Origin of the sequence: Marinobacterium rhizophilum DSM 18822 (genome assembly GCF_000378045.1) — a bacterium.
Lineage (GTDB): Bacteria > Pseudomonadota > Gammaproteobacteria > Pseudomonadales > Balneatricaceae > Marinobacterium_A > Marinobacterium_A rhizophilum.
Genome location: NZ_KB899093.1, coordinates 289,654 through 303,829, shown reverse-complemented (window position 1 = coordinate 303,829; position 14,176 = coordinate 289,654). Strand labels below are relative to the sequence as shown.

Annotated in this window: 14 protein-coding genes; 10 read left to right on the top strand and 4 right to left on the bottom strand. The window is 61.5% G+C overall.

Features of this window, described 5'->3' with window-relative positions; translation table 11 throughout:
- Positions 1 to 381 (top strand): hypothetical protein (locus F451_RS28210; protein ID WP_205623981.1); only part of this gene is annotated, 381 nt, incomplete at its 5' end.
- Here F451_RS28210 and F451_RS0107640 read toward each other — a convergent pair.
- Positions 350 to 823, bottom strand: coding sequence for a DUF1643 domain-containing protein (locus F451_RS0107640; RefSeq protein WP_020680767.1), 474 nt, complete (start codon positions 821 to 823; stop codon positions 350 to 352). The genes F451_RS28210 and F451_RS0107640 overlap by 32 nt on opposite strands.
- A 33-nt stretch (positions 824 to 856) precedes the next feature.
- Complete coding sequence (locus tag F451_RS0107635) at positions 857 to 1,441, bottom strand: NAD(P)H-dependent oxidoreductase (protein WP_020680766.1); 585 nt, start codon at positions 1,439 to 1,441, stop codon at positions 857 to 859.
- Positions 1,442 to 1,629: 188 nt separating this feature from the next.
- On the opposite strand from F451_RS0107635, the gene F451_RS0107630 reads away from it, so the two are divergent.
- Together F451_RS0107630 and F451_RS0107625 are read left to right on the top strand one after the other, a co-directional pair.
- Positions 1,630 to 2,196 (top strand): DJ-1/PfpI family protein, encoded by a 567-nt coding sequence (locus tag F451_RS0107630; protein ID WP_020680765.1) that lies wholly within the window; start codon positions 1,630 to 1,632, stop codon positions 2,194 to 2,196.
- A 218-nt stretch (positions 2,197 to 2,414) separates the two neighbouring features.
- Positions 2,415 to 2,768: a ribbon-helix-helix domain-containing protein gene (locus tag F451_RS0107625; protein ID WP_020680764.1), complete on the top strand. Its 354-nt coding sequence runs from the start codon at positions 2,415 to 2,417 to the stop codon at positions 2,766 to 2,768.
- Between the two features lie 20 nt (positions 2,769 to 2,788).
- Here the strand turns inward: F451_RS0107625 and F451_RS0107620 are convergent, their stop codons facing one another.
- Positions 2,789 to 3,601 (bottom strand): helix-turn-helix domain-containing protein, encoded by an 813-nt coding sequence (locus F451_RS0107620; protein ID WP_020680763.1) that lies wholly within the window; start codon positions 3,599 to 3,601, stop codon positions 2,789 to 2,791.
- A 197-nt stretch (positions 3,602 to 3,798) separates the two neighbouring features.
- On the opposite strand from F451_RS0107620, the gene F451_RS0107615 reads away from it, so the two are divergent.
- The 3 genes from F451_RS0107615 to F451_RS0107605 all read left to right on the top strand — a co-directional run bounded on the left by F451_RS0107615 (position 3,799) and on the right by F451_RS0107605 (position 7,985).
- Positions 3,799 to 5,265 carry an alanine/glycine:cation symporter family protein gene (locus F451_RS0107615; RefSeq protein WP_020680762.1) on the top strand — a complete coding sequence of 489 codons (1,467 nt, stop codon included), beginning with the start codon at positions 3,799 to 3,801 and terminating at the stop codon, positions 5,263 to 5,265.
- Between the two features lie 303 nt (positions 5,266 to 5,568).
- Positions 5,569 to 6,972, top strand: coding sequence for an aspartate ammonia-lyase (locus F451_RS0107610; RefSeq protein ID WP_020680761.1), 1,404 nt, complete (start codon positions 5,569 to 5,571; stop codon positions 6,970 to 6,972).
- Positions 6,969 to 7,985 (top strand): asparaginase domain-containing protein, encoded by a 1,017-nt coding sequence (locus F451_RS0107605; RefSeq protein ID WP_020680760.1) that lies wholly within the window; start codon positions 6,969 to 6,971, stop codon positions 7,983 to 7,985. Before F451_RS0107610 ends, F451_RS0107605 begins: the two co-directional genes overlap by 4 nt.
- Before the next feature lie 120 nt (positions 7,986 to 8,105).
- Here F451_RS0107605 and F451_RS0107600 read toward each other — a convergent pair whose 3' ends face one another.
- Positions 8,106 to 9,092: a 2-hydroxyacid dehydrogenase gene (locus F451_RS0107600; protein WP_020680759.1), complete on the bottom strand. Its 987-nt coding sequence runs from the start codon at positions 9,090 to 9,092 to the stop codon at positions 8,106 to 8,108.
- A 426-nt stretch (positions 9,093 to 9,518) separates the two neighbouring features.
- Here F451_RS0107600 and F451_RS0107595 point away from each other — a divergent pair, with 426 nt between their 5' ends.
- From F451_RS0107595 to F451_RS0107580, 4 genes are all read left to right on the top strand, one after another.
- Entirely contained in the window at positions 9,519 to 10,529 is a 1,011-nt protein-coding gene (locus tag F451_RS0107595) for a LacI family DNA-binding transcriptional regulator (protein ID WP_020680758.1), read from the top strand.
- A 197-nt stretch (positions 10,530 to 10,726) separates the two neighbouring features.
- The gene (locus tag F451_RS0107590) at positions 10,727 to 11,962 is read left to right on the top strand and encodes an MFS transporter (protein ID WP_020680757.1); all 1,236 of its coding nucleotides are present in this window, start codon (positions 10,727 to 10,729) and stop codon (positions 11,960 to 11,962) included.
- 239 nt (positions 11,963 to 12,201) lie between these two features.
- Entirely contained in the window at positions 12,202 to 12,981 is a 780-nt protein-coding gene (locus F451_RS0107585) for a ThuA domain-containing protein (RefSeq protein ID WP_026291592.1), read from the top strand.
- On the top strand, positions 12,981 to 14,030 hold the full coding sequence (locus F451_RS0107580) for a Gfo/Idh/MocA family protein (protein WP_020680755.1): 1,050 nt from the start codon (positions 12,981 to 12,983) through the stop codon (positions 14,028 to 14,030). Before F451_RS0107585 ends, F451_RS0107580 begins: the two co-directional genes overlap by 1 nt.
- Positions 14,031 to 14,176: the final 146 nt, after the last annotated feature.

The following is a 14,176-nucleotide window of genomic DNA, read 5'->3' as shown; positions in this document are numbered from 1 at the left end:
CAAACAGCGCCACAACCGGGCAGTTCAACCAATGCATTACCGGTTAAAAATCGATCTGTAGCTAAAGACACAACGGTACCCACCCTGCCAGCCACCAAGGTTACAACGCAAAAGTTTCTGCACCTTCCATTCTTGCGCCAGACCTTCAGCCGCCAGAGCGCCCCTTCGTCAAAGGGACAGGATCTAGACAGCCTGTCGGACTTAACACTGATCTACTGCGGAAAAGCCGATTATGGTCATTTATCGCGCTCTTTTTTGTTAAATAGAACAACTATTCGCCTCAAAAGAGCTCAAAAACTGCCTCAAAACGGACTTTCCCTCGCTACGACCGGCCAAGCCCGACAGGCTGCTAGCCTGCGATTCGAAGCGCCACCGGCCTGAGCTCACGCCGCTTGTACAGCGGATGGCCGGGCCGGCCACTTTTCAGATGCGTCAGGCATTGGGGGTGCGGGATCATCCGCAGCACCTCCCGGTCGCGGTCGCGATAACCGCCGTGATCACTCCAGGCACAGAGCACCTCCTCCGCCCCGTCGATCAGCCGATGCAGGTGGCTGTCGTTGTCGGGCCCGACGGGATCGGTGGCGCGGTAGAGCCCGGCGGGCTTCGTCGCACACCAGGCGAAAAGGTTCGCCAGGGCCAGCCCGCCGTAGCCCCAGCGCTGTGCGTAGTGAATGCAGACCCGACTGGTCGCGTCATCGTGGCGCTCATCGGCGGTGGAGGGGTTCAACCCGATCACCAGTATCCAGGGACGGGAGTCATCCCAGACACGCCAGAGAACATAGCGGTAACGCCGACAGCCGGAGAAGATCGCCGATCGGTTCATAGCACTGCAAAGCTTAGCAGCCGACAGCAACTTTCAGACGGCCTCGGCACCCAACCGGTAGAGTTCCAGCAGCCAGCGCTGGCGCCGCTGTTCGTTTGCAGACCCGATACTGCCGAGCAAGGTCGTATTGATCGGATGGAAACCACAGAACCCGAGGATATTGCGCTTGAGATTCTTCAGCCCGTGGGCACCGTAGTACCAGCGATAGGCGAAGGCGGGCATTCCCAGGGTGACGACCACCCGAACACTGCGGCCGCTGAGCTGCTTGGCCGTGTTTCCCCCCGCATCGCAGCGGAACGCAAAGTCCGGCCGCAGCACCTGCTCAAGAAAGGCCTTCAGCACCGCCGGCAGACTGCCGAGCCAGAGGGGATAAAAGATCACCAGGTGCTCAGCCCAGCGGATCGCGTCCTGAGCTTCGATGATCACCTCAGGCGGCTTGCGTTCCTCGAAATCGGCCTTGGATCGAAGCCACGGAAAGTCGAGCCGAGCGACTTCGATCAGCCGCACCTCGTGCCCGGCAGTGCGGGCACCGTCGGCGTAGGCGTCCGCCAGGGCATAACCCAGATGCTGGCGATCGGGGTCCGGATGTCCCTGAATGATGGTAATGCGCTTGCCCATAATCCCTCTGAGATAATCCCTGCCTGAACGGTAACAGCCTTTAGCTTAGTCAAAACCGCAACGATGTTGGGGGTTGACTCAAACCCTGTGAGTCGACAGGCAGATCCAGCGCGTAGTACTCCCTTAATACCCGCCCGGGGCGCAACCCTGCTAAAAATGAAGTCCGAGCCACTCAACGGAGCCAGAGCATGAACAAGAAAAAGATTCTGATGATCACCGGCGACTTCACCGAAGACTACGAAACCATGGTGCCCTTCCAGACGTTACTGGCGGTAGGCCACCAGGTGGATGCCGTCTGCCCGGGTAAAAAAGCCGGCGACAGTATCGCCACGGCGATTCACGATTTCGAAGGCGACCAGACCTACACCGAAAAGCGCGGCCACAACTTCACCCTCAATGCCAGCTTCGATGCCATCGAGGTCACTGACTACGATGCGCTGGTCATCCCCGGTGGCCGGGCGCCGGAATACCTGCGGCTAAACCCCGCGGTGCTGGCCATGGTGCAGCATTTTTTCAACACCGGTAAGCCGGTTGCCGCCGTGTGCCACGGCGTACAGCTGCTCAGTGCCGCAGGCGTCATCAAGGGCCGCGCCTGCTCCGCCTACCCGGCCTGCAGACCCGAGGTGGAACAGGCCGGTGGCGAATACGCCGACATCGCCATCGATGCGGCCATCACCGATGGCAACCTGGTTACCGCACCGGCCTGGCCGGCGCATCCGGCCTGGCTGGCGCAATTCATGGCGCTGCTGCAATAACACGGCCCGGATCGCCCTGGCGGGGCGCTGTGCCGCCCGTTGAGGTGAGACGGCGTGCAGCCAAAGCCCTTGATATCACCCGGCTTGCATTGGCTTTTCGCCAATGCCGCACCCCTTGCCGGGCGGACCTCCACTCCGCCCGGCTTTTTTTCTGAGCGGCCGCTGTGTACGCTGAACCGAGTGTTGCGTTTAACGGCGCCCGTCGCTGAGGAGTCATCATGTGCAAGCTGTTTATCAACGCCGATCCTGAACTCTGGCTCAGCTCCACCCGCTCGCTGCGCATCGATGGCATGGTCACCAGCGTACGGCTGGAAAACTGCTTCTGGGCGATTCTGGAAGAGGTGGCACAGCGGGATGACATGAACGTGCCGCAGATGATCACCCGCCTCTACCATGAGTCCATCGATGCCGGCCATGACCTGGGCAACTTCACGTCCTTTCTGCGCGTCTGCGCCACCCGCTACCTGGCACTGCAGATGAGCGGTGACATTCCGCGCAGCCCCAGAGTCCCGTTACGGGAGCTGGACGCCGACGGCATATTGGCAAAGGAGCGCAGCAAGGATCTGCACTGATCCTGCGCCCCGAACCGGTCTCAGTGCCGGGCCCGAAAGTGCCATTCATGCTCGGCGATGTCGTTACGCACCGCACTGAGAATAGACGCGTCGATCTCGGGCGCATCCAGCGGGTAAATGCCACACAGCGACAATGCCTTTCTGACATCCACCTCGGGCCCCAGGTACTCGAACAGTACCCGGGCGCAACAGGGCATCCGCTCGCTGCTGTCCGATACGCCGAGTTTCAGGCCGGTGAGACGTGAAATGCGGTTCTTGAAGCTGGGAAACAGGATGGTCTGGGTGATCTCATGACTGTTCAGGGATTCATAATCGACCATGAAGATACGGTCGGTCAGAAAGTGCGCCATGCCCAGGTAACGGTTGTGACACGGCGGCTCACCGGGATGTGCCTCCATGCGTTCGGTACGCTGGTAGTACACCTGCTCGCCGCGGCGCTCCAGACATACCAGGGTGCGCAGTAGCTGGCCGGGCTGGGCCATCGACAGATAATATTCGAAGTAATAGCCCAGGTAGCGTTCCAGACCGCTGACACTGCGCGCGCCCAGCTGTGCCAGGTGCGGTGCCTCTGGACGCGCGTCAGCCGTTTCGGTTCGTGCCCGCGGGCGCACCTGAATCAGGCGCGCAAACTGGCTGTGCGGCAACATGATTTCGTGCTCTTCAACACCGAAGAATTCACAGAACTGACGCAGCGTACCGGCCGACGGCTTGTAACGCCCGCTCAGGTACCGGTTGAACTGAGGACGATTGATGTCCAGGCGCCGACATACCTCGGCAATTGACTTGTAATAACTGCACAGCAGCCGCAGATTGCGTGTGAAGTCCTCGTTCATTGATCCGGTCACCCCTGCCTGTCTATCCACCCCAGCAACAGCCCCGACCGCTACAGCCAAAAGTGTTGCACTCTGTCGCACTTGCTGCGCCATACTGCGCCAATTTTATCCAGAGCGTCAAATTTTCTGTGCCTTCGCTGATTGTTTAAATAGGCATTCACGACAAAAACCACAAAACAAAAACAGCGGAGACGCATATGTTGGATTTGCTCAACGATATTCTCTGGGGCAAGGTGCTCATCGTACTGCTGATCGCAGTCGGCATCGGCTTTACCGTCGCATCGCGCTTTGTACAGTTTCGCTACTTTGGCCGCATGTTTCGCATCCTCAGCGCCAGCCAGGCGTTCAAGCACGACAAGCACGGCCACCTGAGCTCGTTTCAGGCACTGCTGCTGTCAGTCGCCGGCCGTGTCGGCGGCGGTAACATTGCCGGCGTCGCCGTTGCCATCACCCTCGGCGGACCCGGTGCCATTTTCTGGATGTGGATGGTCGGCCTGATGGGCATGGCCACCAGCTACCTCGAGTGCACCCTGGCCCAGGCCTACAAGCAGGCGGAACCGGACGGCACCTTCCGTGGCGGCCCCGCCTACTATATCGCCAAAGGCCTTGGCCCCAACTGGAAATGGCTGGCCAGCCTGTACTCCGTGCTGCTGCTGCTGACCTTCGGCTTCGGCTTTACCGCCCTGCAGTCCTACGCGGTTGCCACCTCGTTCGATGACGCCTTTGGTGTCCCCGTCTTCTATTCCGGCATCGGCCTGGCCATGATCGTCGGCCTGATCATCTTTGGCGGCGTGAAGCGCATCGCCAAGGTGGCGGAAGTACTGGTGCCGGTCATGGCGGGGGGCTATATCCTCGTCGCCCTGGTGGTACTGGGCCTGAATATCGAGCGCATCCCTGATGTCTTCATGCTGATTGTCAAAAGCGCCTTTGGCCTTGAACAGGCTGTCGGCGGTGGCATCGGTGCCGCCATCATGATGGGCCTCAAGCGCGGTCTGTTCTCCAACGAAGCAGGCCTGGGCAGTGCCCCCAACGTGGCGGCCGTGGCCTATGTACCGCACCCGGCCAACCAGGGCATCGTGCAGTCGTTCTCGGTGTTCATCGACACCCTGATCATCTGCTCGGCCACTGCCTTTATCATCCTGCTCAGCGGCGTTTATGACCCGGCGACCATTGGCGATATCGGCGGCGTTGCCCTGACCCAGTCCTCCCTGGCCGATCACATCGGCGAATGGGGCCGCAGCTTCGTCAGCGTTGCACTGTTGCTGTTTGGTTTCAGCACCATTCTGTACAACTACTACCTGGGCGAAAACAGCATCAGCTTCTTCAACACCGACAACCAGAACCTGTTCAATGGCTTTCGTGTCGCCATCATCGGCCTGGTGTGCTGGGGCGCGACCACGGACCTGGGCACAGTGTTCGCCTTTGCCGATGTGACCATGGGGCTGCTGGCGGTGGCCAACCTGACGGCCCTGATCCTGCTGGTCAAGCCAGGCCTGCGCATCATGCGCGACTTCGATGACCAGATCAGTGCCGGCATCGAGCAGCCCATCTTTGATGCCAGCAAGTTCGCGGACATGAACGTTGATCCGGCGGCCTGGGAAATCGAGCCCGAAGACCGGCAGCCGGTGCCCGCCACCGTCCAGGCCGCTGTACGCACCAACTAGTAGCAGCCTGTCGGGCTTGGCCGATCGTAGCGAGGGAAAGACCGATTTGCGGCAGTTTTTGAGCTCTTTTGAGGCGAATAGTGGTTCTATTTAACAAAAAAGAGTACGAAAAATGACCCCTCTTTACCGGAGAGAATCGGCTTTTCCGCAGTAGATCAGTGGTAAGTCCGACAGGCTGCCAGGCTGACACCCGGGGGCCCCGTGCCCCCCTTAAAACCCTTGTTTTCACGTACCTCTGGCCCGCTGCCGCTTGTGTCGTCCGCGGGCTTCCCATTGCCCTTTTTCTGAAGGTCACGCACTGCCATGATTACTCGTACTGAACACGACTTGCTCGGCGATATGGATATTCCGGCCCAGGCCTGGTTTGGCATCCAGACCCAGCGCGCACTGGACAACTTCGATATCACCGGCGTGCCTATCAGCCACTTCCCGGAACTGATTCAGGCCCTGGCCATGGTGAAATCGGCGGCGGCCGGTGCCAACTTTGAGCTGGGCGTACTGCCAACCCACAAGGCCGAGGCTATCATCGCCGCCTGTGACGATATTGTCGCCGGCCGCCTGCACGACCAGTTCGTGGTGGACCTGATCCAGGGCGGTGCCGGCACCTCCACCAACATGAACGCCAACGAAGTCATCGCCAACCTGGCGCTGGAAAAGCTCGGCCACGGCAAGGGCCAGTACCAGTACCTGCACCCCAATGACGACGTCAACCGCTCCCAGTCCACCAACGACGCTTACCCGACGGCGGTCTGTGTGGGCGTGCAGTTCGCCGCACGTCCCCTGATCGATGCCATCCAGAACCTGAACCGGGCACTGTCCGCCAAGGCCGCTGAGTTCGCCGACGTGGTGAAAATGGGCCGCACCCAGCTGCAGGATGCCGTGCCCATGACACTGGGGCAGGAATTTGAGGCATTCGCCGTGAACCTGGGCGAGGATATCGATCGTATCAACGAGGCCTGCGCCCTGCTGTGCGAAGTTAACCTGGGCGGCACCGCCATCGGCACCGGTATCAATACCCCGGCACGCTACCAGGCCCTGGCCGTGCGTCGTCTGGCAGAAATTTCCGGTCTGCCCATCGTCTCGGCCGCACACCTGGTGGAAGCAACCTCCGACATGGGTGCCTTTGTATTCTTCTCCGGCATCCTCAAGCGTTTTGCGGTGAAGCTCGGCAAGATCTGCAACGACCTGCGCCTGCTGTCCAGCGGCCCTCGCACCGGGCTGGGCGAAATCATGCTGCCGCCCATGCAGCCGGGCTCCTCCATCATGCCGGGCAAGGTCAACCCGGTGATTCCCGAAGCCGTGAACCAGACCGTGTACCAGGTCATCGCCAGCGACCTGGCCGTTACCCTGGCAGCCGAAGCCGGCCAGCTGCAGCTCAACGCCATGGAGCCGCTGATCGTCTACAACCTGCTCAACTCCATGAAGATGCTGGGCTCGGCCTGTCGCATGCTGGAAACCCGCTGCATCAGCGGCATCCAGGCCAACCGCGAACAGTGCGCGCGCCACGTGGACAACAGCATCGGCATCATCACGGCACTGGTCCCGCACATCGGCTATGCCAACTCGTCCCGCATTGCCTCCACCGCCCTGAACAGCGGTTCGACAGTACGCGAGCTGGTGATTGCCGAAGGCCTGCTGGATGAAATTCAGCTGGATCTGCTGCTCAGCCCGCAGTCCATGCTCGCCCCGCTGGCAGACATCTCATGAACAAGCGGATTCTGATCATCTATACCGGTGGCACCATCGGCATGATGCCATCGGATGACGGCTACGTGCCCATGCCGGGGTTTCACGATCAGCTCATGAATCAGCTCGACAGCCGTGCCAGCGATCAGCTGCCGGCCTACGAGCTGATCGAGTTCGACCAGCTGATCGACAGCGCCAACCTGACGCCGGCGCACTGGCTGCAGATGGCCCAGGCGCTGACAGCGCGCTGGAACGACTATGACGGTTTCGTGCTGCTGCATGGAACCGACACCCTGGCTTACACCGCCTCGGCGCTGTCGTTCATGCTGCGTGGGATCAACAAGCCGGTGATCCTGACCGGCTCGCAGATTCCGCTGGCACAGCTGCGCAACGATGCGCTGGACAACCTGGTCACCGCCATGCTGCTGGCGGCGAATCCGGCCATCAGCGAAGTCTGCATCTGCTTCAACGGCCGGCTGCTGCGGGGCAACCGCAGCGTCAAGGTCAGCAGTTCGGGCTTCGATGCGTTCGATTCCCCCAGCTTTCCCTGGCTGGGCCGGGTGGGGATCGAGTTTGAACTGCAGCCGTCACTGCTGCTGGCACCCGGCACGCCGGACTTTCGTACGCCCTCCTTTGATCCGCAGGCGGTTAGCCTGCTGCAGCTCTATCCCGGCATTCCGGCCCGTGTCGCCGAAGCCGTGCTGGACTGTGACGCGCTCAAAGGGCTGGTACTGCAGACCTATGGCGCCGGCAATCCGCCGGACGCCAATCGTGAGCTGATGGCGGTACTGGAACGCGCCCGGGCACGCGGCATCACCCTGCTGAACATCACCCAGTGCGCCATGGGTGGCGTCAGCCAGGGCACCTACGCCACCGGCGCCGCCCTGAACCGGATCGGCGCCATCTCCGGTCGCGACCTGACCCTGGAAGCCGCCTTCGCCAAGCTGCATGTACTGATTGCCAGCGGCCTTGGCGGCGATGCCCTGGAGCGGGCCCTGCAAGAGCCTCTGTGCGGGGAATGCACTGTCGCCTGATCGCTGGGGCTGAATGCCTGGCGCGGCCGTGCCCATAACGCCGATGTCATCGACGACACAGGCCGGTGCCGCCGTCACGGTCGCTGTCGCCAACAGCGGTTCCGCTTTGCGGTAACCAGCTCAGAGCTGATTGTTACAGGGCTCGCCGCGTGCCAGCTGTTCCAGGTTGTCGCGTGTACAGTCGGCGATATTGGTCAGCGCCTCGCGGGTCAGGAAGGCCTGATGTCCGGTGACAAGGACATTCGGGAAGGTGGTCAGACGCATCAGGTCATCGTCGGCGATGACACGGTCGGACAGGTCCTCGAAAAAGAAGTCCGCCTCCTCCTCGTATACGTCGATTGCGAGGCCGCCCAGGTGTTCCGATTTCAGCGCTGCGATCACAGCCGGGGTATCGATCAGCCCGCCCCGGCTGGTATTAACCAGAAAGGCACCGGGCTTCATCTGCGCCAGCGCCGCCTGGTCGATCAGATGATGGGTGGCCGGTGTCAGCGGACAGTGCAGACTGAGGATATCCGCCTGCGCCAGCAGCTCCCCCAGCGTCCGGTACTCGACACCCAGCGCCAGGCAGTCGGCATTCGGCGCAACGTCGTGGGCCAGCACTTGGCAGCCAAAACCACGCATGATGCGACAGAAGACCGCACCGATACTGCCGGTGCCGATCACGCCAACGGTCTTGCCGTGCAGGTCAAAACCAAGCAGGCCGTCGAGCGCGAAATTGCCGTCCCGAACACGGTTGTATGCCTTGTGGATATGCCGGTTGAGGCTGAGGATCAGCGCGACCGCATGTTCGGCCACCGCATAGGGCGAATAGGCCGGCACCCTGACCACCGCCATGCCGCCCGCCTTTGCCGCCGCCAGATCGACGTTGTTGTAACCGGCACAGCGCAGGGCGATCGTCTTCACACCAACCTCGGCTAGCACCTCGATCACCGCGGCGCTCACCCGATCGTTCACGAACACCGATATTGCGTCGAAACCGACCGCCAGCCGGGCGGTCCGCGGCGTCAGGTGACTGTCCTCGAACTGCAGGCGGTAGCTCGTGCCCTCAAAGGCGTGCTGCAGAAAGGGCTTTTCATCCTTGCGGCTGCTGTAAACCAGAACATTCATCGTCAAAGATCGTCCCTTGGATTGCGAGGATGCACAGTATCGCGCAATCAACAGGAATCTTCAGCGACCGGCCGCCCATTTTCCCGCCCCTTGTTCATTCAGGTCTCGATGGCATGGCACTAATGGGAACAGCCTGGAGACATTCAGGCAGGCCTGTATCTGCTGCCAGCCCCGGGTCGAAATACCCTGCTCAGGGTGATCACGGCCAGCGCCCTTTGGCGGGCAGGCCCGGTCGCCGCCAGGGCCGGGCCTACCGTTGAGTTCGATCTTGCGGGTATAATCCCGACGTAAACGATTGCTAAGCCATTTTCCAATGGCCCCAATGCCGGCGCCCCGTGCTCAATGCCGATCGCCCCGATGCGGCGGTACCGACAACGGCCATTGCGATGATCCCTCGCGATGACCGGCTAACGAAGGATCGACAGAATGCCATCAGCGAAAGACAAGACCCCGGACAGCGCAGCTGCGGCGGCTAAAAGCGTGACCATCCACGAGATCGCCAAAGCCGCGGGTGTATCCATTGCGTCGGTCAGCCGGGCGCTGAACGGCAAACCCGGCATCAGCGAGAAACTGCGCGCCCGCATCCTGCAGATCAGTCAGGACATCAGCTACCAGCCCAGCGCCGCGGCACGCCAGCTGATCGGGGGCAAGAATGCCGTGGTGGGCATTTCTATGGAGCGGCACAGTTTTGAACTGCGTCCCTACTACAACCTGCTGTACCGTAACCTGACCCTGGCGCTGCACAAGCAGGGAATGGTGCCGGTGTCCTTCAGTTACGATGAGACCGAGGCATTGCAGCAGCAGGCCGGCTCCGCGATCCTGCTGGGCAAGGAGCCTGGAGACTTGCGCCCGCAGATCCTGACAGCGCAGCATATTCCCTATATTCGCATCGACCAGCCGGATCCTGGCTGGTCGATCATGACCGATGGCATAGACGGCATTTATCAGATCACCCGCTACCTGATCGGCCAGGGACGGACCCGCCTTGCCTATATCGGTGATGGCATAGAGGCCGCCGCAGACAACCCCATTCACCGTATCCATGGTTACCACCGTGCACTGGCCGAAGCGGGTTTGCAGCCGGCGCGGCTGATCGGGGCTCCCTTCAGCCACAACCCCACCCTGGTGGCCTATCGCCATATACGCCAGATCCTGCAACAGGGCCCGCTCGACTTTGATGCCCTGGTGTGCGAAACCGATGAAGAGGCGCTGGGGTCCATCGCCGCCTTCGAGGATCAGGGTATTCGGGTACCCGAAGATGTTGCTGTCACCGGTTTCGATGACCTGCCGCAGCTGGCCGAAAACCTCACCACGGTGCATCAGGATATCTCCGAGCTGGCCGTCGAGGCCGTGAAACTGCTCGCGGATGCCATCAATGGCGTGGCACCCCGCCAGGTCGTCCTGCCGGTCCGGCTGGTCCACCGCCAAAGCGCCTGAGTCTGCCAGGGTCAGGCCGCCCTGCCCGCGGCTGAAGCCGCCGGTCTGGCGGCGCCAACATACCCGCGACACCGCCCGCCTTTTTCATTGCGGGTACTTCCAAACCGGCAACGTAAACGCTTACCATACTGCAGTCCAACTCCTCACAAAGCCTGTATCTGCCAGGTACCGACGCTCACAGACAACGGACGTACAGCATGCATGCCACCCGCGCACCCCTGCCCTATTGGCAGCTATCCGGCTTCTATTTTTTCTGGGCCGCCGTTATCGGTGCACTGATGCCCTACTGGGGACTCTACCTCAGACACCAGGGACATGATGAAGCGGCAATTGGCAGCCTGATGGCCATACTGATGGGCACCCAGCTGGTTGCCCCCACTATCTGGGGGTATCTGGCGGATCGCACCGGCCAGCGCATGCGCTTTGTCCGCCTCGGCATCTGGCTGGCCCTGGGCTGCTTCTGCGGCGTCTTTGTCGACGGCGGTACCGGCTGGATGATGCTGGTGCTGCTGGGGTTCGGCTTTTTCTGGAACGCCATGGGGCCGCAGTTCGAAGCCCTCACGCTCAGTTACCTGCGCGGGCGGCCAAATGGCTATAGCCGCATTCGGCTTTGGGGGTCAATCGGCTTCATTGTCACCGTCATGTCACTGGGGGCCCTGCTCGACCTGACCGGCATTGCGTACCTGCCCTGGTTTATCATCGCCTTGCTGGCGCTGGTCATGCTCGCCTCCTATTCGGTCAGCGACGATGCCACCCTGGTACAACAACGCCCGCCGGCCGGCAGTTTCGTCGCTATCCTGCGCCGCCCGCCGGTGCTGATCTTCTTCGTCACCTGCTTCCTGATGCAGGCGTCCCAGGGACCGTACAACACCTTTTTCAGCATCCATCTGGCAAACCATGGCTACAGTGGCACCGCCATCGGTTTGCTGTGGTCGCTCGGCACCACCGCGGAAGTCGGTGTTTTCCTGCTGATGCACCGTCTGCTGGGCCGGTGCGCCTTGCCATCCATCCTGCTGGCCAGCCTGCTGCTGACCGCACTGCGCTGGTTGCTGATCGGCAGCTACGCGGACCAGCCGGGCATCATGCTGCTCGCCCAGTCTCTGCATGGTGCCACCTACGGCGCCTTCCATGCTGCGGCCATCGAACTGGTACGGCGCTATTTCAGCGACGGCCATGCCGGACAGGGTCAGGCCCTGTACGGCGGCGTTGCGATTGGCCTGGGCAATGCGGTCGGCGCCCTGTACAGCGGTGCTCTCTGGCAGGCGCTGGGACCAGCGCAGACCTTCTGGTGCGGCGCGATTATCGCGCTGCTGGCGGCGATCCTGTGCCGGCAGGGCATCCGTGCGGCGCCCGAGCCCCAACCCTCCCATCCGAATCCTGCCCCGCACGGCCTGCCAGCGCTCATCGGCCGGCTGGACGACCCGCAGTCCTGAACGCCGCGAAGCGCTCAGGCTGAGCTGCCAGCGTAGACGGGGCAGCTTCCTGCGCCCGCCACCGGCGGCCTGACGATAGATCAAGCAAATCGACCCAGAGGGTAGTATTTAAAACTTCAATACGTAAACGTTTACTTTAATGACGTAAACGTTTAACTTTAACGCATCCATCAGAGATCAACGCGGCCTGACAGCTGTATTGGAATAACAACAAAACACCGATTGAGTGGAGTTTGATGATGCCTATCCGCGCCACCGTCTGGGGTGAGAATGTTCACGAACAGACCAACGAAGTCGTCGCCCGAATCTATCCGGATGGCATGCACAACTGCATCGCCGCAGGCCTGAACGAGGACCCTGCCATCGAGGCGATTTCGGTCACCCTGCAGGATCCCGAGCACGGCCTTACCGAAGACGTGTTGCAAAACACCGATGTACTGCTCTGGTGGGGGCACGCCGCCCACGGTCAGGTCAGCGATGAAATCGTCGACCGGGTCCAGAAACGGGTACTGGAGGGCATGGGCCTGCTGGTGCTCCACTCCGGCCACTATGCCAAGATCTTCAAGCGCCTGATGGGCACCACCTGCTCACTGAAGTGGCGCGAAGCCGGCGAGCGCGAACGCCTCTGGGTCGTCAACCCGGGCCACCCGATCGTCCAGGGCGTCGGCGACTACATCGAACTCCCCCACACCGAAATGTACGGCGAGCCCTTCGCGGTACCGAATCCCGACGAAGTGATCTTTATCAGCGCCTTCGAGGGCGGCGAGGTGTTCCGTTCCGGCCTCGTCTACCGCCGCGGCAACGGCAAGATTTTCTACTTCCGCCCGGGCCACGAGACCTACCCGATCTACTACGATGAAAAGGTAAGGCGCGTACTGAAAAACGCCGTGAAATGGGCGCAGCCGGAAGGCTCGCGCTGGATCGACAGCTGCCCCAACGTGCCGCCCGATCAGGCGCCGAACCCGGTTGAGGTAAAAGGCGAGAGTCTGCACAAGCCCGGCGAAGAGGGGTTCAAATAATGATTCGTCTCGGTATCGTCGGCGCCGGCTCCATGGGAGGCCATCAGGCGAGGCAGTTCAGCTCGGTTGCGGGCTGCGAACTGGTGGCGGTCTGCGATCTGGACGCCGCGCGCGCCAGTGATTTCGCCGCCGAGCACGGCATTCGTGAGGTCTATACGGACCTGGCACAGATGCTTGCACAGGCAAACCTGGATGCGGTCTCCATCGTGACGCCGGACAGCTACCACAAGGATGCGGCCCTGCAGGCCATTGCCGCCGGCAAGCATATCCTGTGCGAAAAGCCGCTGGCCACCAATGAGGCGGACGCCAACGAGATGGCGGCGGCGGCACAGGCCACCGGCGTCATCAACATGATCAACCTCAGCTATCGCGACTCCTCTGCACTGCAGCGGGCCCGTGACCTTGTTGCCGACGGCCTCATCGGCCGCGTAATGCACGTCGAGGCGAGCTACCTGCAGAGCTGGCTGACCAGCAACGCCTGGGGTGACTGGCGCACCGACCCGCGCTGGTTGTGGCGCTTGTCCAGCGAGCACGGCAGCAAGGGTGTGCTGGGCGACGTCGGCATCCATATCCTGGACTTTGCCAGCTTTCCGGTCGGCGAGATCAGTGCAGTCAACTGCAAGCTGAAATGCTTCGACAAGGCCGACGGAGACCGTATCGGCGACTACCCGCTTGATGTCAATGACAGCGCGCTGATCCGGGTCGAGTTTGCCAACGGCGCGCTGGGTACGGTCCATACGACCCGCTGGGCCAGCGGCCATGACAACTCGCTGCGCCTGCGCATCTTTGGCGACAGGGGTGCCATCACCATTGAAATCAACATGGACGAAGGCTGGGAGAAACTGCAGCTGTGTGAGGGCAGCAACGTCAACCAGGCCCGTTTTGAAGCCGTCGACTGTGCAGCCAGCCCCAGCATCTACCAGCGTTTTATCCACAGTATCGAACGCGGCTACAACGACCAGCCCGACTTCGCCCGCGGCGCCATGCTGCAGCGGGTGCTCGATACCTGTTTCGAATCCGACCGGGAGGATCGCACGCTGACCCTTTAGTTTTTAGAGCCGTCAGACCGCAGGGGTCTGACGGCCATTTTCAGTCCGGCCGCCACTCCTGCGCAACACCCAGGCACCGGCACACAGGCTCGGCTCTCAAGCTCGGCTCTCAAGCTAGACAACCAATAACTACAAGAGATCAAACA